General features: G+C 65.7%; 15 protein-coding genes. 3 read left to right on the forward strand and 12 right to left on the reverse strand.

Annotation, left to right across the window (positions count from 1 at the left end; all coding sequences use genetic code 11):
* Positions 1-13: 13 nt before the first annotated feature.
* The 11 genes from ACWPWO_RS09820 to ACWPWO_RS09870 form a co-directional block, all read right to left on the reverse strand.
* Positions 14-1,150 carry a hypothetical protein gene (locus ACWPWO_RS09820; protein ID WP_454006460.1) on the reverse strand — a complete coding sequence of 379 codons (1,137 nt, stop codon included), beginning with the start codon at positions 1,148-1,150 and terminating at the stop codon, positions 14-16.
* On the reverse strand, positions 1,147-2,916 hold the full coding sequence (locus tag ACWPWO_RS09825; RefSeq protein WP_454006461.1) for an ATPase, T2SS/T4P/T4SS family: 1,770 nt from the start codon (positions 2,914-2,916) through the stop codon (positions 1,147-1,149). The genes ACWPWO_RS09820 and ACWPWO_RS09825 overlap by 4 nt, the downstream gene beginning before the upstream one ends.
* Positions 2,894-3,274 carry a hypothetical protein gene (locus ACWPWO_RS09830; RefSeq protein WP_454006462.1) on the reverse strand — a complete coding sequence of 127 codons (381 nt, stop codon included), beginning with the start codon at positions 3,272-3,274 and terminating at the stop codon, positions 2,894-2,896. The genes ACWPWO_RS09825 and ACWPWO_RS09830 overlap by 23 nt, the downstream gene beginning before the upstream one ends.
* A gap of 72 nt (positions 3,275-3,346) precedes the next feature.
* Positions 3,347-4,579, reverse strand: coding sequence for a hypothetical protein (locus ACWPWO_RS09835; protein WP_454006463.1), 1,233 nt, complete (start codon positions 4,577-4,579; stop codon positions 3,347-3,349).
* The gene (locus ACWPWO_RS09840) at positions 4,576-6,135 is read right to left on the reverse strand and encodes a hypothetical protein (RefSeq protein WP_454006464.1); all 1,560 of its coding nucleotides are present in this window, start codon (positions 6,133-6,135) and stop codon (positions 4,576-4,578) included. The genes ACWPWO_RS09835 and ACWPWO_RS09840 overlap by 4 nt, the downstream gene beginning before the upstream one ends.
* A complete protein-coding gene (locus tag ACWPWO_RS09845; protein WP_454006465.1) occupies positions 6,132-6,926 on the reverse strand; it encodes a TcpQ domain-containing protein in 795 nt (264 codons plus the stop codon). The genes ACWPWO_RS09840 and ACWPWO_RS09845 overlap by 4 nt, the downstream gene beginning before the upstream one ends.
* Positions 6,927-7,029: 103 nt before the next feature.
* A complete protein-coding gene (locus ACWPWO_RS09850) occupies positions 7,030-8,349 on the reverse strand; it encodes an extracellular solute-binding protein (RefSeq protein ID WP_454006466.1) in 1,320 nt (439 codons plus the stop codon).
* Between the two features lie 7 nt (positions 8,350-8,356).
* Positions 8,357-9,610, reverse strand: a complete 1,254-nt coding sequence (locus ACWPWO_RS09855; protein WP_454006467.1) for a D-amino acid dehydrogenase — start codon at positions 9,608-9,610, stop codon at positions 8,357-8,359.
* Between the two features lie 36 nt (positions 9,611-9,646).
* Positions 9,647-10,681, reverse strand: coding sequence for a CDP-6-deoxy-delta-3,4-glucoseen reductase (locus tag ACWPWO_RS09860; protein ID WP_454006468.1), 1,035 nt, complete (start codon positions 10,679-10,681; stop codon positions 9,647-9,649).
* 235 nt (positions 10,682-10,916) lie between these two features.
* Positions 10,917-13,226 (reverse strand): DNA topoisomerase IV subunit A, encoded by a 2,310-nt coding sequence (gene parC / locus ACWPWO_RS09865; protein WP_454006469.1) that lies wholly within the window; start codon positions 13,224-13,226, stop codon positions 10,917-10,919.
* Positions 13,227-13,246: 20 nt separating this feature from the next.
* A complete protein-coding gene (locus ACWPWO_RS09870; RefSeq protein ID WP_454006470.1) occupies positions 13,247-15,208 on the reverse strand; it encodes a DNA topoisomerase IV subunit B in 1,962 nt (653 codons plus the stop codon).
* A gap of 233 nt (positions 15,209-15,441) precedes the next feature.
* Between ACWPWO_RS09870 and trxA the strand changes: the two genes are divergently transcribed.
* The 3 genes from trxA to gdhA all read left to right on the forward strand — a co-directional run bounded on the left by trxA (position 15,442) and on the right by gdhA (position 18,574).
* Positions 15,442-15,768 carry a thioredoxin TrxA gene (trxA, locus tag ACWPWO_RS09875; RefSeq protein WP_394060418.1) on the forward strand — a complete coding sequence of 109 codons (327 nt, stop codon included), beginning with the start codon at positions 15,442-15,444 and terminating at the stop codon, positions 15,766-15,768.
* A 69-nt stretch (positions 15,769-15,837) separates the two neighbouring features.
* Entirely contained in the window at positions 15,838-17,094 is a 1,257-nt protein-coding gene (gene rho, locus ACWPWO_RS09880; protein WP_394060420.1) for a transcription termination factor Rho, read from the forward strand.
* A gap of 139 nt (positions 17,095-17,233) precedes the next feature.
* Positions 17,234-18,574 carry an NADP-specific glutamate dehydrogenase gene (gdhA, locus tag ACWPWO_RS09885; protein ID WP_454006471.1) on the forward strand — a complete coding sequence of 447 codons (1,341 nt, stop codon included), beginning with the start codon at positions 17,234-17,236 and terminating at the stop codon, positions 18,572-18,574.
* A 297-nt stretch (positions 18,575-18,871) separates the two neighbouring features.
* On the opposite strand, the gene ACWPWO_RS09890 is transcribed toward gdhA, so the two are convergent.
* Positions 18,872-19,483, reverse strand: a complete 612-nt coding sequence (locus tag ACWPWO_RS09890) for a flavin reductase family protein (protein WP_454006472.1) — start codon at positions 19,481-19,483, stop codon at positions 18,872-18,874.
* Position 19,484 lies beyond the last annotated feature (1 nt).

Genomic DNA, 19,484 nt, shown 5'->3' on the forward strand with positions numbered 1-19,484 from the left:
GAACCTCCGGAATTCAGGAAAGCAAGGAAGAGGAACTGAAGAACAGCATCAAGGAACGGCGCAACTCGTCCAGCACGGCATAGTGCCAAGCCAGCAACCAGAGTCCGAAGAGGACCGCGGCCAGCAGGCAGAACCAGCGCAGCGCCAAGGCTTGCCGGGGCAGGCTCGAACGCAGGGTATCGCTGGCCTGGCGCGCGCATAGCGACAGGGCGCGTGCCATGCCGTGAGCGCGGGTCATGTCGGAAAGGAACCGGAGCAGCTCTCGAGCCAGCAGCCCGGTGTCGAAAAAGGCCTCGTCCCGATGCCCTGCCGCGATACGGCGCAGCATCAGGTCCAGGTGCCAGCGCATCCAGTCGCCGCTGCCCACGGCCAGGAGCTGGATTGCCGCGCGCAAAGGCAGGCTTGCGCCGGCGCCCGGCTGCAGGAGCACCGCCAGCAAGGACAAGAAGCGCAGGGCCGCCAGACGGCGCAAGACCAGGCCGGGACCCACGCGATCCATCGTGCGCCGCAGTCCGTGACTGCGGTTCTTCAACACGAGCCGAAGGCCCGCCGCCCCCGCCACGGCCTGCACGTCGGCCCATGGCGCCGCCGTGCGCAGGCGCTGCGCCCAGGCGTACAGGCTTGCCGTGCGCGCCCCGAGAAACTCGGACGGCAGATCCATGAAGGCCTGCTGCAGGGCCGGAACTGTCAGCCAGGGAATGCAGGCCAGCAGGAAAACCGCCAGGAGCACCGCCATGACGGCGGGCCATAGCAGTTGCAGAACCTGCCCGCGCGCCCAGCCGACCAGAGACAGGTAGGAACTCAAGGCGGCAAGACCGTCCTGCACCCGGCCTGCAGCCTGTGCGGTGCGCAACACCAGAAGTTCATCCGGCCGCAAGCAACCCGCCCAGACCGCCTGCAATTCCCCGCCGCTGCGCCGGTACACAGCCTGCCAATGCCGGCTCAGGCGGCCGCGATGATGTCTTGCGCCGTAGCGCAGGCTGTCTTGCACAAACAGGGAGTGCAGGGTGCGACGGCCCTGCTCCGCCTGCAGGACCCCGAGCAAGTACTGGAAATAAGCCTCGCGCCGCCGGATGAAACGCCATTGATCGAGCCGGAGGCGGCAGGCGCGCCAGGCCTGGACAAGCCGGCTGCTCGCAAATTCATTCATTGAAGCAGCTCCTGGACCCCGGCCGCGCGATGGCGACGGGCCTTCAGGCGCAAGCGCCAGGTTTCAAAAGCGCCGAAGCGGGCTTCGATGTCGTGCAGGTCCAGCCTGCCCCTGTACGCCTGGCGCAATGCGGAATGGAGCACGGCGGGCAAGCCTGGGCCTGGTGCGCGCAAAGGCAGGCCCCGACGCATGCGCTCGTGCGCTTGAGGCAAGAGGTCCGGCTCCAGCAGCTCCGCCACCACGGTACGGCCCTGATAGCCGTAATGCTCGGGCAGGCGCGATCCCGTGCATTGCGCGCATCCCGCCTTGTTGCGCCAGAGCAGCCCATCCATGGAGCCGGTTTCGCAGCCCCGCAGCGCCTCAAGGCTGGCGTGCGCCGCATCGTTCGGCGGACCGTCCAGCGCGCACCCCGGGCACAGGAGCGGCAGCAGGGCTTGATAGACCAGCAGCTTGAGCATGCCCGGCATGGCCAGAAACTCTCTGGGCACCCCGATGAAGCTCGAGGCCAGACGTTCCGGGATCTGCTCGGCCCCGGCGGCATGTACGGAGCTGTAGACGCTGACGCCCGAGGACGCCAGAGCCATGAAAGCCGGCCCCGTCTCCCGGTCGCGTATCTCCCCCAGCAGGACATCCTGCATGGCTGAACGCTTCAGGGCGCGCAGCTTGCTGGCAAAGACCGAATGCGCGTCCTGGTCCAGACTGCGGCTGAGTGAGCTCTGGATCGCGTTGGGGATCAGGTACTCCACCGGATCTTCGAGGGTGATGATCTTGCGCGTGGCCGGCACGCTGCGCACCAGCGCCGCCAGAGACGTGGATTTGCCCGAACCGACGGTTCCGGCAAACAGGATGGCCCCGCCCTCGCAGGCCATGACGCGATTGAACTGCGCCACCTGTTCGGGCAGATAGCCCAGCTCCTCGAGCACCGGCAGCGGGCTGTCCTGGGGCGTGGACAGGAGCCGCAGACAGCCGGCCGGACCATGCAGGGCCGCCATGGAAGCCCAGCGCAAGGCGACGCTGCGGCCCCCGACCTGCCTGCGCAGGCTGGCCTGCTGCTCCTGGCCCGGATCGAAGACGGCCCCATTGCCGCCCTGCGCATCCATCCAGACCAGTGCCAGCATGTCCGTCAGCAGGCGGGTGTCCAGCGCCTGGAAGGCGTCGGGGCACACCTGGCGGCCCGCCAGGGTGAAGTGCACATCGGAGCATGCGCGATCTTCGCGCAAACGCACATGGATGTCGCTGGCGCCTTGCTCCAGCGCCCAGCGCAACAGGCGCAGAAAAAGCTGCTCGAGCTCATTGCGGTCCGTACGCGCCGGCAGGCTCTGACGAAACCGGACGCCGTCGCGGCGCAATCCGAGCAACAGCGCCTCGCTGACCTTGTACATGGGAGGATCGGCCAGCAGGTAGCCGCGTTCGCGCAGCAAGGCCAGCAATGCCTGCGCCTGGTCCGAGGCCGCCATATCGTCCACGGCCAGGATCACCGCGGCGCCGTCCCCGGTCACGATGGGCGCCAGGCGGGCAGCCAGATGCTCCACGCCCAGCTCCGCCGCCAGGCTGCGCTTGGGCTCACAGGCTTCATGAAGCGCTTCAAGGCTGGACAGGCTGGCAATGGCCTCTGCAAGCCGGGCCGCGCCCGGCCCCCGGTGCGCATCCCCTTTGGCCAAGTCCGCGCCGGGATCGGCCTGTTCGCGCCGGCGCCTGCCGAACGCCCGCCAGGGATGCCGGCCCGCGCCGCGGCCGTGATGTTCAAGGTTCCAGGCAAAGCTCATGCTTTTGGTCTCCTTCCTGAAGTTCGATACAACGGCTGCTCAAGGAATGCAGCCGCATGCTTCGGTCGCGGTGCCGGCCTATGGGCCAGGGCTGGCCTTGCTGGTAAACCAGGGAACGCTCGCCCAGCCGGACCTCGGCCAGCAATTGCTTGTCGCGGCCATAGATGGCTTTGAGTTCGATGCCGCCGTCTACTGATCGCCCCTGGCTGGTCAGGGGCGCATCCCCTGGGCAGGAGCGGGGCGAGACATTCTGCCGGGCGCGCTCGGCGTCCATGCGCAACAGTTCATGGACCGTGATCAGCAGCGCCGTGTCGGACTGAGCCTGGGGAGGCCACAGCATGGGCAGGAGCCAGATCATGGCCGAGCACCTGCGCAGAATCAGAAGACGCCTCGTCGGCCCGCTCATAGACATAGCCCTCCAGGTTCAGGGTCAACACGCTGCTGGCCAGCGAGGCAATCGCCTGCTCCGCCACATGAAGCGTGATTTTTCCCAGCGCAGGACCTGCGCCTGCGGCAATAACAAATACGCCGAGCGCAAGGGCGACTGGCTGCGCCAGGGCCGGCGCTGCACGCCCGGCGAATGTTCCACATGCGCAGCGCCGGGACCAAGGTCCAGCGCCTGCGGCGGCCCTATCGACACCTGCCCGAAGGCGGCCTGCACGGCCTGCAGCGCGCTGAACAGGTCGCGTTCGTTCTGTCGCTGCCCCCGCAGGCGGGCCGAATCCAGAGGCTGGCCATGATGCCTTGCCGCCACGCGCAGGCGGGCGCGGTCCAGGTCCAGGAACTGCAGGTCCGCCCGAGGACCGAGAATCTGCTCCAGACCCTGATTGCTTGCCTGCGGATCGTGACGCGCATACAGCGCCGCGCATTGCCAGGAACCATCGTTCGGCAGGCAATCGGCCTGCTGGAGCCGCCAGCCCGCCGCCTGATAAGGAAGACGCTCCAGAAGCCCCAGCAAAGACTGGAAGCCCACAACGCCCGGCAGCCAGTGCCGTTGCCGAAAGTCCTGCATGAGCCCGCCGAAATCGGCCGCGGCCGTCTGAACGGCAGGCCGTTGCTGCCCCAGAATCCAGCCGGCGACGATCAGTACCAACGCAAGCACCGGCCCCAACAGAACAACGAACCGGCGCGAGCGCGGACCCGCTCCGGCATGCAGGCGACAGGATTCCTGTCTGCCCTGCTCCAGGTGCGCCCGCAGGTCTTCGGGCTGCGGCAGTTCCCGCAGTCCGGAAAAACGCCGCTTCATTTCCGCATGCACGGCATGGGCCTGCGCCGGGTCGTCGAACAGGCAATCGGTGCCGCCGATGACGGCGCCGTCGTGGGCCGCCATCAGCCAGAAACGCCCCTGTTCAAGTCGCCACAGCGCCAGCACGCAGCCGTCCGGATGCTGGCCGGCCACGCAGGCGGCGGCCGAGTAGAACGACACGGCGCGGCGACCGTTTGCGGCCGGGCTGGCCTCGCGCACGGACGCCAGCCCGGCGGAATCACGCAGGCAGGCTTCGTCGGCCAGGCCCGCGGCCAGCAGATCTCCGCCGGCCAGGCAATACCAGGCGCGAGGATGGTTGCGCAACAGGCGCCGCAGGCCCGGGCCCGAGGGTCCATCGACCAGGGCGAACCAATGCAGGCCGAAACAGTAATCGACAAGCGGTTCGTGGCGGGTCATGTCAGCTCCTCCTCCAGATACGCCGTCAGTAGCAGCAGAGTACGCACGGTCTGGCTGCGCACCTGCCGGCTGCCGCCCAGCAGCCAGGGCAGGTCCGGGCCGGCGCGGGTCTGTTCATCCTGGTCCAGGACGCGATCGTGCCCGGCGATCAGCCAGGTCTGGCCCGGCAGCACCGACACCTGCTGCATCAGGCTGTTGCCGTCTATGGTGACCTGCTGCAACTGCAAGGGATGGCTGCGGTCGCCGAAGCTGAGCATGCGCAGCGGCTGGGCGACCGTGCTGTCGTAGGCGATGGTCAGGAGGATGCGCCCGTCGTCCTGGATGTCCGGCACCACGGTGAGCATGGCGCCCACGGCCTCTTCCTTCTGGCTGACGCTGACCGCGGGCAGCGACAATTGGGCTCCGGCGGACAAGGCCGCGGCCTCCACCTTGTCCACGTACGTGAAGCGCGTGCGCAGGGAATGGCTGGCGGGACGCCGGTTCAAGGCAAAGATGGGGAAGCTCTGACGCCGGACCACCCTGGCCTGTTCGGCCAGGGCCTGGAGGAATCCCTCGGTGCCCGCCCAGGCGCCGCGCTCGCTGCGCCCCTGGAGAGTGACGGCGGCGGACAGGGTCTCCCCGGGGCTGCCCAGGCCCCATGCCAGCCCGGCCTTCTGAAACAGGAGGTTCCAGTCCAGCGCCATCTGCTGCTGGTCAGACAAGGACAGGCTGATTTCCTCGAATACCAGGCGCACCCGGCGCGCCAGCTGGCGATTCTCCAGGTCCAGATACCGGCCTACCGCGTCCAGCCGTTCGGGCGTATCGGTGACCACCAGCAAAGAGCTAGGGCCGGGCGCCGCCGCAACCGTTCCGGCGCGCGACAGAAAGGCCTCCACCCTCAGCCGCAGGGATTCCATCAGGGAAACGGGCGCGGCGGACAAGCGTGTCTGCCAGGCTTCCCCTGCCTGTCCCGAACCGCCGATGCCGGCCTGGGCATCCAGGTCCTGCTGCAGGATCCGCAATTGGAAATGACGGGTTTCGGTGCGGAAAAACTCGATCCGCCCCTGGCGATAGCGCCAGTTGACGCCAAAGGCCGCGCAGAGATGATCCAGCAGATCCGCCAGCGTGCGCTGTTCCAGATGCAGGCGGCCCCGCTCCGCTTGGGTGCGATCCGCCGCCGGCACGGCGCCGGCCAGACGCGGCAGGAAATCGGCGGCGGGCAGAAGCGCTTCCGGGCTGACGAAGACCGGCAGGCCCGACAAGTGGGCGATGCGCTGGGCCAGCTGATCCAGGCCAGGCAACGGTTCGGCCAGCGCCAAGGTGACCTTGCGGGCGGCGCGCAGTACCGCAGGCAGCGATTTGTCCCGCCCCAGCGGAACGGCGGAACCGGCCACCCAGGGTCTGTCCACCGACTGCCGGCGGCGCCGCTGCTCGGCGTCATTGCCCTCCCGGAAACGCTCCTGGTGCTGCTGAACCTGCTGCTGCGCCGCCTGATGGCGCCGGCCCACCTCCCTGCCTTGCTGCGCCAGGCTGCATCCCGCGAGCAGACCCGCGACGAGTATGAACCAGGGCTTCATGAGCGCTCTCCGGGCGCCAGGCTGCGGTCGCACGCCTGCGACCAGGCCACCACGCGCAGGACCTGATTGGAATAGAAGCACGGCTGCGCCGGATAGGCAGTCAGCTCGGTGCCATGCAGCAACTGCTGCACCGCGGTTTTGAAGTCCCCCTGGAAACGGGCCGGCGCGCTGACCGGCAGATCCACATCCAGGTCCCAGTGCTCCGGCTGGAACACCCAGCCTGCCTGTCCGGCCCAACGCGCCAGCGCCTGGCGCAGCGTCTGGTCCTCCGGGCGGATATCGTAGGACGACGAAAGCGCCGGGGCCGCAGCCGGCACAGCCGGCTGTTCCTGCAATGCAGCAGCGGCCCGGACGACCGGCGGTGCGGCAGGCCGGACCGCAGACCCCGGCGCTGCGGCAGGCGCAGGTGGCGGCGACTCGCCGGCGGGCCGATCCGCGTGCCGGCTGGCCCGCGCCTGGCCGTGGCCGGCGCGAAACAGCAGTTCCGGCCATACGCCCTGGGAAAGGTGAAACTGGCCTACGGGCGTCAGGACCAGCGCCTGCTCCCGCCCCGCGCGCCGCCCGAACACGGCCGGCACGATCTGGCCCGGCGCAAAGTGCAGCCAAGTGCGCACGCCATTGTCGAAGACCTGCAAGGGGCCGACGCGGGGCTCGCCCGACAGGCTCCAGTCGAAATTGAAGGCCTGCGCCGCGGATTCGGGCGCAAATGTGCCCGGGCCCTGTCCGGCCAGACAGGCGGACAGGCCGGGAAGGATCAGGCAGGCACAGGCAGGCCGAAGAAAAGACAGCATGGCGCACATCCAAAGAAAAAGCTCCATACCCCTCGTGGGGCATGGAGCTCATCTTCGGTCAGGCCTGGGCCGGGCGCCAGATCGGCTTGTACGAATGGATGAATCAGCGTCCCTTCTGGGCAACCAGGCGATTGGCTTCGGTGGCGGCCGTGCGCAGCGCCGTCATGGCCGGCTGCTTGCCGTCCAGGGCGCTTTCCAGACTCTGGTTGAACACGGCGCGGATCTGGCGGTAATTACGGAAATTGCCTTTGGCGGTGCCCGAGGAGCCGCTGCCGTAGGCGCCCACCAGGTGCTGCCAGTCGCCCTTGCCGCTGTAGTAGTCGCTACCGGTGGCGTTGAAGGCCTCGCGGCTGACGGGCAGGAAGCCGGTCTGCTGGTACCAGCGTGCGGCGTTCTCGGGCTGAGCCAGCCAGCTGACGAAACGCGCGGCGGCCTGGTTCTGGTCGGCCGGATGCCCCTTGGTCGCCCACAGGGCCGAGCCGGTCACGAAAGGCTTGCCGGGAGTCTGGGTGACTTCAGGGTAGTACGGCAGGCCGGTCACCGCGTACTTCAGGCCGCGGGTGGCGCTGTATTCGCCGATTTGGCCCGAGTTCGAGAACATGACGGCGCACTCGCCCTTGGCGAAACGCTGGGGCGACTGAGGCAGCATGTCGGGCTTGACCATCAGTTCGGACTTGACCCAGCTGACCATCATGGACAGGTGGCGGATGTACAGGACGTCGAAATCGAAGCCCACCTTGCCCTTGACCTTGGGCCCGGGGGCCAGGCCATAGATCTGGTTGTTCACCGCCGCCAGATTCTCCAGGTTGATGGAGACGGACTGGTCGGAGGTCAGGGGGCAGCGGCGCGAGCCGTTGTTGGCCAGCTGCACCAGCTGGCCTTGCAGGTCCAGCCAGACGCGGCTGGGAACGGCCGGTTCCAGCTTGGCTTTCTGGAAGGCGTCCAGGTTGTAGTACATGACGGGGATCTCCGCCATGTAGGGGAAGCCCTGCAACTGGCCGCGGCCGTTGCGCACGAAGGAGTTGGAGGCCAGGAACCAGGACACGTTGCCCAGGTTCTCCTTGGCGAGCAGCGTATGCATGGGCAGGATGTAGGAGCGGTCCGCCACTTCGTCCAGGCCGGACATCTCGCCCAGTTGAACCAGGTTGGGCAGTTGCGCGCCGGATGCGGCCTGCAGGGCCTGGTCCAGGGCGGCATCCGAGTCGTGCGCCTTGACCTCGACCTTGACGTCCTTCTGGCTGCGATTGAAGTCCCTGACCAGTTTCTCGAATTCGGCCTGGTTGTGGGGGTTCAGGGAAGTCCAGACCTGGATGTCCACCGCAGCCGGGGCAGCGGAACCATGCAAAAGCGCGGGGGCGCCGCACGCCGCCGTCGCCAGTGCCTGCACGCACCGCTTCAGCGCTAATCCGCGTAGATTCTTCATAAATCCTTTAGCGTAAAAAAGGAAATTCGGGTTCGGGCTGACGGCCGCCCATCAGGTCGGCCAGGGCCCGGCCGGAGCCGACCCCCATCGTCCATCCCAACGTGCCGTGCCCGGTATTCAGATACAGGTTCGATATACGGGTGCGGCCGATCAGCGGAACATTTGAAGGCGTGGCGGGACGCAGTCCCGACCAGAAATGAACATTATCAAAATCCAGGGCGCTTGGGAACAATTCCGCCACTTGCGCCAGCATGGATGTGCAACGCTTTGTGTTCAAGCTGCGGGAGTAGCCCGAAAGTTCGGCCGTGCCGGCCATGCGCAAGCTGTCGCCCAGGCGCGAATAGACGATCTTCTGGTCCTTGTCGGTCAGGCTGACCGTAGGCACGGCCTCGGGCACGAGTACCGGGATGGTGACCGAATAACCCTTGGCCGGATAGACCGGGCAGGCAATGCCCAGGGGCTCGAGCAACTCGGGGCTGAAACTGCCCATGGCGACCACGAAGGCGTCGGCCTGCAGGGATTCGAAGCTGCCGTCGGGCGCAATGATCTCCACCCCGCTCACCTTGCCCTGCTCGGTCTGCAGCCGGTTGATCTGGGTGGAGAAGCGGAACTGCACGCCCGCCCTTTCGGCCATGGCCGCCAGGCCGCAGGCGAACTGGTTGACGTCCCCGGACTCATCGTCCTTGGTGTAGTCCCCGCCCACGATCAGGTGGCGCGCCGCCGCTAATGCGGGTTCGACCTGCACCAGTTCGTCCACGCTCATCACGCGCCGGTCCACGCCCATGTCGCGCATCAGGTCCGCCATCTGCAGGGAATCGTCCAGGCTGGCGGCGTCGCGGTAGAAGGTGATGATGCCTTTTTCCTGATGGCGATAGTCGAAGTCCAGCGAAGGCCGCATCTGCTTGAGCGTGCGGCGGCTGTACTCGGCCAGCCCCACCAGGGCGCGCACATTGGGCGCCATTCGCGAAGGCAGGCATTCCCGCAGGAACGACAGGCACCAGCGCCACTGGCGCATGTCCAGGCGCGGCCGGAACAACAGCGGCGCATTGTCGTCCAGCAGCCACTTGAGCAGCTTCAGCGGCATCTGCGGATTGGCCCAGGGCTCGGCGTAGGAGACCGATATCTGCCCGCCATTGGCGCGGGACGTTTCCTGGGCCGGCCCGTTGCGCCTGTCCACCACCACGACCTCGTGTCCGTCCTGGCTCAACCACCATGCCGTCGAAATTCCGATGATGCCGCTGCCCAGCACTGCTACTTTCATGTCTGCTGTCCGTTTCTGCGTGGAAGTCGGCGTCGCTTACTTGACGTCGACCAAAGAAGTGAAGGCGTCCGCGAAATAGGCGTCCGGATTCAGGCCGGCCGGCTCGACGAAGTCGCGGCGCGCGCACTCGACCATGGCCGGAGCGCGGCAGGCATACACCTGCCAGCCCGACAGGTCGGGCAGGTCCTGCAGCACGGCCAGGTGCACAAAGCCCGTGCGTCCGGTCCAGCCGTCTTCGGGCCTGGCATCCGACACCACGGGGATGTAGCGCAGGTTGGGCATGTCCGCCGCCCACTGCTCGGCCAGCTCGGACTGATAAAGATCGCCCGGACGACGCCCGCCCCAGTACAATGCGATCTCGCGCCGGCTGCCCGTCTGGCGCAGGCGCTCGATCAGGGCCTTGATGGGGGCGAAGCCGGTGCCGCTGGCCAGGAACACCATGGGCGCATCGCTGTCCTCACGCAGGAAGAAAGAGCCCAGCGGCGCTTCCACGCGCAGGATCTCGCGCTCCTTCATGGCCGTGGCGCCGGCGCCGAACACGTGATCGGTGAACAACCCGCCGGGCATGTGGCGGATGTGCAGCTCAACCTGGTTGTCCTCGCGCGGCGGCGTGGCCATGGAATAGCTGCGGCGGCTGCCGTCCTTCAGTATGAACTCCAGGTACTGGCCGGGGTAATAGCGGAAAGGCTCGGAGGTCGGCATCTGCAGGCGCACGATCATGACGTCCTCGCGCACCTTCTCCAGCCCGGCCACGCGCGAAGGCATCTTGCGGATCTGGATGTCCGATGCCATGCGGATCTCGTGCGATTCGATCACCATGTCCGTGGCCGGCTTGGCCTGGCAGAACAGGGTATAGCCCGCCGCCCGGTCCTCGTCGCTGAGCAGTTGCTCGGGTGCGCGGCCGGCATCGTAGTCGCCCTCCAGCACTTTGCCCTTGCAGGACGAACAGGTGCCGTTGCGGCAGCTGTACGGCAGGACGATGCCCGCGTTCAGGGCGCCATCCAGCACGGATTGCCCGGGCTGGACCTCGAAACTGTGCCCACTGGGCTGTACCGTGATCTTGAAACTCATATCCAATACTCGAAAAAAAGAAGCAAGCCGGCCGGGGCGCACAACCCCGGCTGGCGGCAAAAAAACACCCCCACGCTGCGCCTTCGGCTTGCTGCCCCCCGAGGGGGCGTTTTTGCCTTGGGGCGGCCCGGCGGCAAAAAAACACCCCCACGCTGCGCCTTCGGCTTGCTGCCCCCCCCGAGGGGGCGCTTTTGCCTTGGGTGATGCGGCATTCCGACGGCCCGGCGGCAAAACCTTACTGTACCTGCGGACGGTGCAGCACAGGATCGCTGAGCTTGACGCCCAGCTGCTTGCCTTTGCGGGCCCGCTTGCCCAGGTATTCGGCCAGGGCGTCCAGGTCCATGTGCACGGTGGACTCGCGCTTGCGATAGATGCCCGACACGGCCAGGCCTGCCTCGCCGACGGCCACCCACTGCGCCAGGCTGTCGCCCTCGTCCAGGCCCATCAGGATGGTGCCGCGGCCGCCCTTCTCCAGCACTTTCAGTTCATTGATGTCCACCACCAGGAAGCGGCCCTTGGCGCTGAGCAGGCCCACGTACTGATCGTCCGGCCGCAAGGCGAGCGGCTTGAGCAGCGACTTGCCCGCCTCGACGGTGACGAACTGCTTGCCGGCCCGCTGGCGGGTATTCATGTCCGCGTGGCTGGCGATGAAGCCATAGCCGTCCGAGGCCGCCAGCACGTAGCGCTGGTCGCCGGGCGCGGCCATCATGTGCTCGATCGGCGCCGCCGGGCTGACCTCGATCATGGAGGTGATGGGCTGGCCGTCGCCGCGCGCCGACGGCAGGCTGGAGACCGGCACAGTATAGACCCGGCCGTCGCGCCCCAGGGCCACCAGGTCCGTGGTGCTGCGGCATTCCAGCGCATCGTACAGCCTGTCGCCGGTCTTGAAGGTGAATTGGGAGGCATCGTGCCCATGTCCCTGGCGGCAGCGCAGCCAGCCCTTGTGGGAGATGATGACGGTGACGGGTTCGTCCACCACCTTGGTTTCCAGCACGGCCCGCTCGGCCGCCTCGATCAGGGTGCGGCGCTCGTCGCCGTAGGTCTTGGCGTCGGCTTCGATCTCGCGGATCATCAGGCGCTTGAACGCCTTGGGGTTGTCCAGCAGTTCCTGCAGGCCGGCCTGCTCCTTGCGGCGCTCGTCCAATTCCTTTTCTATCTTGAATCCTTCCAGGCGGGCCAGCTGGCGCAGGCGCATCTCCAGGATGTCGTCCGCCTGGCGCTCGCTCAGCTCGAAGCGCTCCATCAGCGCGGCGCGCGGCTCGTCGGATTCACGTATGGTCTGGATGACCTCGTCCACGTTCAGGTAGACCACCATGCGCCCTTCCAGCACATGGATGCGGTCCGAGACCTTGTCCAGGCGGAAACGCGTGCGGCGCTCCATGGTCAGCCGGCGGAACTCCAGCCAGTTGCCCAGGATCTGGCGCAAGGAGCGCTGGCCGGGCCGGCCGTCCACGTCGATGCACACCAGGTTGATGGACACGCTGCCTTCCAGGCTGGTCTGGGCCAGCAGCGTATTGACGAATTCGTCGCGATCGATCGTGCGCGACTTGGGTTCGAACACCAGGCGCACCGCGGCCTGCTTGCCCGATTCATCGCGCACCGTATCCAGCAGGTTGAGCATCAGGGCCTTGGTCTGCTGCTGTTCGGCCGTCAGCGACTTCTTGCCGTTCTTGACCTTGGGATTGGTGCGCTCTTCGATTTCCTCGAGGATCCTCTGGGCCGAAGTGCCCGGGGGCAGTTCGGTGACCACCAGTTGCCACTGGCCGCGCGCCAGGTCCTCGAAGACCCAGCGGGCGCGCGCCTTGACCGTGCCGCGGCCTTGCGTATAGATGGCCGCGATGTCCGAGGCCGGCGAGATGATCTGGCCGCCCCCGGCGAAGTCGGGTCCCGGCACCAGCTGGTACAGCTCTTCGTCGCTGAGCTTGGGGTCGCGCAGCAGGGCCACGCAGGCCTGGGCGATCTCGCGCAGATTGTGCGGGGGAATCTCGGTGGCCATGCCCACGGCGATGCCCGAGGCGCCGTTCAACAGCATGATGGGCAGTCGTGCGGGCAGCGCCACGGGCTCTTTCTGGCTGCCGTCGTAGTTGGGCACGAAATCCACCGTGCCCTCGTCCAGCTCGTCCAGCAGCAGGCGCGAGAACGGAGTCGGGCGCGCTTCCGTGTAACGCATGGCGGCGGCATTGTCGCCGTCACGCGAGCCGAAGTTGCCCTGGCCGTCCACCAGCGGGTAGCGCAGCACGAAGTCCTGCGCCATGCGCACCATGGCGTCATAGGCGGCCTGGTCGCCGTGCGGGTGGTACTTGCCCAGCACGTCCCCGACCACGCGGGCGGACTTCACGGGCTTGGCGTTCGGACCCAGCCCCATGGCGTCCATGGCGTACAGGATGCGGCGCTGCACGGGCTTTTGCCCGTCGGTCAGGTCGGGCAGCGCGCGGCCGCGCACCACCGATACGGCGTAATCCAGGTAGGCCTGCTCGGCATACGTGGCCAGCGTGATGTGATCGTCCGATCCCGCCGGCTCAAAATCCAATTGATTGCTATCCATAAATGACTCTTTGCCCCGGCTCAAACATCAATTTCGGCCAGATTGCCTTTTTCTTCCAGCCAGGCGCGCCGCTGGGAGGCCTCGCCCTTGCCCATCAGCATGGTGAACATGGCCTGCGTGCCCGGCAGCCCGTCCGCGCCCCAGCTGACCGGCAGCAGGCGGCGGGTGTCCGGATTCATGGTGGTGTCCCAGAGCTGTTCGGCGCTCATCTCGCCCAGGCCCTTGAAGCGGCTGATGCTCAGCGACTCCACGCGGATCGCTTCGTTGCGCAGCTTCTCCAGGGTGGCGTCCAGTTCGCCCTGGTCCAGGCAATAGATCTTGCGGGCGGCGCGCTTGCCGGCCGCGGGCACGTCCACGCGGAACAGCGGCGGACGCGCCACGTAGACGTGGCCGGCCTCGATCAGCTTGGGAAAATGGCGGAAGAACAGGGTCAGCAGCAGCACCTGGATGTGGGAGCCGTCCACGTCGGCATCCGACAGGATGCAGATGCGGCCGTAGCGCAGGCCCGACAGGTCCGGGTCGGAATCCGCATCGTGCGGGTCCACGCCGATCGCGACCGAAATATCGTGAATCTCCTGATTGGCGAACAGGCGGTCGCGCTCCACTTCCCAGGCATTGAGCACCTTGCCGCGCAGCGGCAGGATGGCCTGGAATTCCTTGTCCCGGCCCATCTTGGCCGAGCCGCCGGCCGAATCGCCCTCCACCAGGAAGAGTTCGGAGCGGTCCAGGTCATGCGATTCGCAATCGGTGAGCTTGCCGGGCAGCACCGCCACCCCCGAGCTCTTGCGCTTTTCCACTTTCTGGGCCGAGCGGGTGCGCGCCTGGGCCTGGCGTATGGCCACCTCGGCCAGCTTGCGGCCCTGGTCCACGTGGGCGTGCAAGTGCAGCTCCAGGGCGTTGCGCACATAGCCGCCCACCAGGCGCACCGCATCCCGGCTGTTCAGTTTTTCCTTGATCTGCCCCTGGAACTGAGGATCGAGCACCTTGGCCGACAATACGAAGCTGGCGCGGGCGAACACGTCCTCGGGCAGCAGCTTCACGCCCTTGGGGATCAGGCTGTGCAGTTCGGCGAAGCTGCGCACGGCCTGGTAGAGGCCGTCGCGCAGGCCCGCTTCATGCGTGCCCCCGGCGCTGGTGGGTATCAGGTTGACGTAGGATTCGCGCACGATGTTGCCGTCCAGCGTCCAGGTCACCACCCAGTGCGCCCCCTCGCCCGGCGAGAAATTGTCGTCGTCCTGGGGCGCGTACTGGCGGCCTTCGAACAGGGGCACCAGCAATTCGGTATCGCCCAGCTCCTCCTGCAGGTAGCCGCGCAGGCCGTCCTGGTAGCACCATTGCTGCTGCTGGCCGGTTTTCTGGTTGACCAGCTGCACGGTGACCCCGCCCAGCAGCACCGCCTTGCTGCGCAGGATGTGCGCGAGCTGGCCCATGGGGATCTGTGCGGAATCGAAATACTGGGGATCGGGCCAGAGGCGCACGCGCGTGCCCGATTTGCGCTTGCCCACGGAGCCCACCACGGTCAGGGGCCGTTCGACTTCGCCGCCGGAGAAAATGATTTCATGCGCCTGGGCGTCGCGCCAGACCAGCACCTCCAGACGGCGCGAGAGCGCGTTGGTGACCGACACCCCCACCCCGTGCAGGCCGCCCGAGAAGGCATAGGCGCCGCCGTCGGCCTTGTCGAACTTGCCGCCGGCGTGCAGGCGGGTGAAGACCAGCTCCACCACCGGCGCCTGCTCGTCCGGATGCAGGCCGACCGGAATGCCGCGCCCGTCGTCCTCGACCTCGATGCCGCCATCCTCCAGCACCGTGACCGTCAGGGTCCTGGCGAAACCGGCCAATGCCTCGTCGGCCGCGTTGTCGATGACTTCCTGCAGGATGTGCAGGGGATTGTCGGTTCGGGTGTACATGCCCGGGCGCTGGCGGACCGGTTCCAGCCCCTTGAGCACCCGGATGGAGGATTCGTCGTAGCGTGTGGTAGACAACTTGATTCCCGGAAGATCGATCAGAAAAACGGTATTTTACGGGGGGATGGGCCAGGGGGAAACGCTTTGTCGGCGCACGCCCCGCCGCTGCCGGGCCATTATCGGCAAAGAGCAATGCCATCCTGTCAAAAATTGGCAACAAGAGCGTCGCAATTCACCGTAGAATACATTGTGCTCAGGCCTCGCCACACGTATAGTTTTTGGTCATCCTTTCTTCTTTTTTGTATCTTGCCATGAGCGATTCCATCAAACATGTAACGGACGCCTCCTTCGAGAACGACGTCCTCAAAGCAGAACTGCCCGTTCTGGTCGACTACTGGGCCGCCTGGTGCGGTCCCTGCAAAATGATCGCCCCCCTGCTGGACGACGCTGCCGAACAGTACAAAGGCCGTGTTATCATTGCCAAGCTCAATGTCGATGAAAATCCCGATACCCCCGCAAAATTCGGTATTCGCGGAATTCCCACGCTCATGCTGTTCAAAGACGGCAAAGTGGCCGAAACCAAAGTCGGGGCACTTTCCAAGTCGCAACTCAGCGCGTTTCTCGACAGCTCCCTGTAATCCTTCTGATTAACCGCACGCGGGCCCGCCGCTGGCCCGCGGTCTGCTGCTGAAATCCCTTCCCCTCTCATGCACCTCAACGAATTAAAAGCTCTGCACGTCTCGCAGCTGCTAGAAATGGCTGCCACTCTGGAAATCGACAACGCGAACCGCTTGCGCAAGCAAGAGCTCATGTTTGCCATCATGAAAAAGCACGCCAAGAAAGGCGAGCAGATTTTCGGAGACGGGGTGCTGGAAGTATTGCCGGACGGTTTCGGCTTCCTGCGTTCGCCGGAGACCTCCTACCTGGCCAGCACGGACGACATCTACATCTCCCCGTCGCAGATCCGCCGCTTCAACCTGCACACCGGCGACTCCATCGAAGGCGAGGTGCGCACGCCCAAGGACGGCGAGCGCTACTTCGCGCTGGTCAAGGTGGACAAGGTCAACGGCATGCAGCCCGAGGCCATCAAGCATCGCATCATGTTTGAGAACCTCACGCCGCTGCATCCGGACCAGCCCATGCGCCTGGAGCGCGACATCAAGAGCGAGGAGAACATCACCGGCCGCATCCTGGACATCTTCGCCCCCATCGGCAAGGGCCAGCGCGCCCTGATCGTGGCCAGCCCCAAGTCGGGCAAAACGGTGATGATGCAGCACATGGCCCACGCCATCACCACCAACTACCCCGAGGCCACCATGATCGTCCTGCTGGTGGACGAGCGCCCCGAGGAAGTGACCGAGATGCAGCGCACCGTGCGCGGCGAAGTGGTGGCCTCCACCTTCGACGAGCCGGCCACGCGCCACGTCCAGGTGGCCGAGATGGTCATCGAAAAAGCCAAGCGCCTGGTCGAACTGAAAAAAGACGTGGTAATCCTGCTGGACTCCATCACCCGCCTGGCCCGCGCCTACAACACCGTGGTGCCCGCCTCCGGCAAGGTCCTGACCGGTGGCGTGGACGCCAATGCCCTGCAGCGGCCCAAGCGCTTCTTCGGCGCGGCCCGCAACCTGGAAGAAGGCGGCTCCCTGACCATCATCGGCACCGCGCTGATCGAAACCGGCAGCCGCATGGATGAAGTCATCTACGAAGAATTCAAAGGCACCGGCAACTCCGAAATCCATCTGGAGCGCCGCCTGGCCGAAAAACGCATTTACCCTGCCATCAACCTGAACAAATCAGGCACCCGTCGCGAAGAACTGCTGATCAAGCCGGACCTTCTACAAAAGGTCTGGGTGCTACGCAAATTCATCCACGGCATGGATGAAATCGAAGCCATGGAATTTATCCTGGACAAGATCCGGGCTACAAAGACCAACTCCGAATTCTTCGACATGATGAAGAAGTAAATCGAACATCCGCAAGCCTCTCCATCCGAGAGGCTTGCTTGCGATGGACGTATGACCTTGGTGCATTCCCGTGCACCCTATCTTTCAATCTGCTGAGTTCTAATCCAACCCTCAGTCTTGCAAACAGAGTTCGCTTGCAATGAAACTTATCTCATTAGAACAGTTCCTCGCCAAGGTCCAAGCCCGTGACCCGCATCAGCCTGAATTCATGCAGGCCGTACGCGAAGTCATGACCAGCCTGTGGCCCTTCATCGAGAAGAACCCCCAGTACGCCGATCACGGCCTGCTCGAGCGCCTGGTCGAACCTGAACGCGCCATCCAGTTCCGCATCTCCTGGGTGGACGACCGCGGCCAGGTCCAGGTCAATCGCGGCTTCCGTATCCAGCACAACAACGCCATCGGCCCCTTCAAGGGCGGCATGCGTTTCCACCCCTCGGTGAATCTGTCCATCCTGAAGTTCCTGGCCTTCGAGCAGACCTTCAAGAACGCCCTGACCACCCTGCCCATGGGCGGCGGCAAAGGCGGCTCCGACTTCGATCCCAAGGGCAAGTCCGACGGCGAAGTGATGCGCTTCTGCCAGGCTCTGATCACCGAGCTGTACCGTCACCTGGGTCCTGACACCGACGTGCCCGCGGGCGACATCGGCGTGGGCGCGCGCGAAGTGGGCTTCATGGCCGGCATGATGAAAAAGCTGTCCAACAGCGCTGCCTGCGTGTTCACCGGCAAGGACCTGACCTTCGGCGGCAGCCTGATCCGTCCCGAAGCCACGGGCTACGGCACGGTGTATTTCGCCGAAGAAATGCTCAAGCGCAAGGGCCAGTCCATCGAAGGCCTGACCGTATCCGTTTCCGGCTCCGGCAACGTGGCTCAATACGCCATCGAGAAGTGCATGCACCTGGGCGCCAAGGTCGTGACCGTGTCCGACTCCCATGGCTGCGTGGTGGACCTGGACGGCTTCACGCCTGAAAAACTGGCTGTCCTGATGCACGTCAAGAACGGCCAGCGCGGCCGCGTGAAGGAATACGCCGACCAGCTGGGCCTGCGCTACGAAGAAGGCAAGCGCCCATGGCACGTGCCGGTCGCCGTCGCCCTGCCCTGCGCCACCCAGAACGAACTGGATCGCGCCGACGCCGAGACCCTGATCAAGAACGGCGTGCGCTGCGTGGCCGAAGGCGCCAACATGCCCAGCACCCTCGAGGCGGTGGATGCCTTCATCCATGCCAAGATCCTGTATGCTCCCGGCAAAGCCAGCAATGCCGGCGGCGTAGCCGTCTCCGGCCTGGAAATGAGCCAGAACGCCCAGCGTCTGAACTGGACCCGCGAACAAGGCGACACCAAGCTGCACTCCATTATGCGCGACATCCACGAGAATTGCGTGAACTATGGTCAAGAAAGCGATTTCGTCAACTACGTCAATGGCGCCAATATCGCCGGCTTCGTCAAAGTGGCCACCGCGATGCGTCATCAAGGTGTTTATTAAATTCTGCGCCTTGCTCAGTAGTAAAAAGACCGCCCACGAGGCGGTCTTTTTTTTGCGCCGTCACAAGCATCCGTCAAACGAACCGGCCAATGAAACAAATAGGCTGTTCGACAGCAGAGCGGCTCCTTGTGAACACGCCGTTCAAGGCTTTAGAGGGGCAGCCTGGGCTGACGGCTTGCCCCTCTAAAGCCTTGAACGGCTCACAACGACCGCTGTATCGACCACCCTATATACATGGAACCATTGCATCTCAGAGAGTTGAATCCATGCACGGCCGCTTTAACCAACCAAGTCAGGTCAAGGCCGCAAAATCTCCCCCGGCACGGCGTAATACGGACCCGCCAGCCGGGCCAGGGGCCGGTAGGCCTGCATGTCCACCCGGCCATCGGCATCCAGCAGGGCTTGGTCCACGTGGAAGGCCAGCACCTCCAGGATATGCAGCTGGTTGACGCCCCGGCCCAGGTCGACCACCTGGTCCAGGCGGCACTCCATCTGCACCGCCGCCCCGTCCAGGCGTGGCACGCGCACGTGTTGACCGGGCGACAGGGACAGCCCCAGCTCCAGGGCCTCGCTGTGGCCCGACGGACGCTCGGCGGCGCTGGCGTGCACCGCCGCCAGGTCCGACTGCCGGCATAGCTGCACCACGCATTCGCCATTGGCTTGCAGATTGCGGGCCGTGTCCTTCAGGCCGCCCTGCTCGGTGCGATTGATGTTGATGGCCAGCATGGGCGGACTATGGGCCACGTAGTTGAACGAGCTGAACGGCGCCAGGTTCACGCTGCCCGACGCCTCCAGCGTGCAGACCCAGGCGATGGGGCGCGGCACGACCAGGGACGTCAGCAGGCGGTAGGCCAGGCTGTCGTCCATGTCCGCGCAGGTCAGGCTGCGATAGGAAACCGATGCGTCCATG

It is taken from the genome of Alcaligenes sp. Marseille-Q7550 (genome assembly GCF_965112015.1).

What these genes read in the sequence shown, in the direction of transcription:
- ACWPWO_RS09855 (WP_454006467.1), bottom strand. Translation starts at nt 9,610, where the DNA reads ATGAAAGTAGCAGTGCTGGGCAGCGGCATCATCGGAATTTCGACGGCA.
- ACWPWO_RS09890 (WP_454006472.1), bottom strand. Translation starts at nt 19,483, where the DNA reads ATGGACGCATCGGTTTCCTATCGCAGCCTGACCTGCGCGGACATGGAC.
- ACWPWO_RS09860 (WP_454006468.1), bottom strand. Translation starts at nt 10,681, where the DNA reads ATGAGTTTCAAGATCACGGTACAGCCCAGTGGGCACAGTTTCGAGGTC.
- rho (WP_394060420.1), top strand. Translation starts at nt 15,838, where the DNA reads ATGCACCTCAACGAATTAAAAGCTCTGCACGTCTCGCAGCTGCTAGAA.
- ACWPWO_RS09850 (WP_454006466.1), bottom strand. Translation starts at nt 8,349, where the DNA reads ATGAAGAATCTACGCGGATTAGCGCTGAAGCGGTGCGTGCAGGCACTG.
- parC (WP_454006469.1), bottom strand. Translation starts at nt 13,226, where the DNA reads ATGGATAGCAATCAATTGGATTTTGAGCCGGCGGGATCGGACGATCAC.
- ACWPWO_RS09845 (WP_454006465.1), bottom strand. Translation starts at nt 6,926, where the DNA reads ATGCTGTCTTTTCTTCGGCCTGCCTGTGCCTGCCTGATCCTTCCCGGC.
- gdhA (WP_454006471.1), top strand. Translation starts at nt 17,234, where the DNA reads ATGAAACTTATCTCATTAGAACAGTTCCTCGCCAAGGTCCAAGCCCGT.
- ACWPWO_RS09825 (WP_454006461.1), bottom strand. Translation starts at nt 2,916, where the DNA reads ATGAGCTTTGCCTGGAACCTTGAACATCACGGCCGCGGCGCGGGCCGG.
- trxA (WP_394060418.1), top strand. Translation starts at nt 15,442, where the DNA reads ATGAGCGATTCCATCAAACATGTAACGGACGCCTCCTTCGAGAACGAC.
- ACWPWO_RS09840 (WP_454006464.1), bottom strand. Translation starts at nt 6,135, where the DNA reads ATGAAGCCCTGGTTCATACTCGTCGCGGGTCTGCTCGCGGGATGCAGC.
- ACWPWO_RS09820 (WP_454006460.1), bottom strand. Translation starts at nt 1,150, where the DNA reads ATGAATGAATTTGCGAGCAGCCGGCTTGTCCAGGCCTGGCGCGCCTGC.
- ACWPWO_RS09835 (WP_454006463.1), bottom strand. Translation starts at nt 4,579, where the DNA reads ATGACCCGCCACGAACCGCTTGTCGATTACTGTTTCGGCCTGCATTGG.
- ACWPWO_RS09830 (WP_454006462.1), bottom strand. Translation starts at nt 3,274, where the DNA reads ATGATCTGGCTCCTGCCCATGCTGTGGCCTCCCCAGGCTCAGTCCGAC.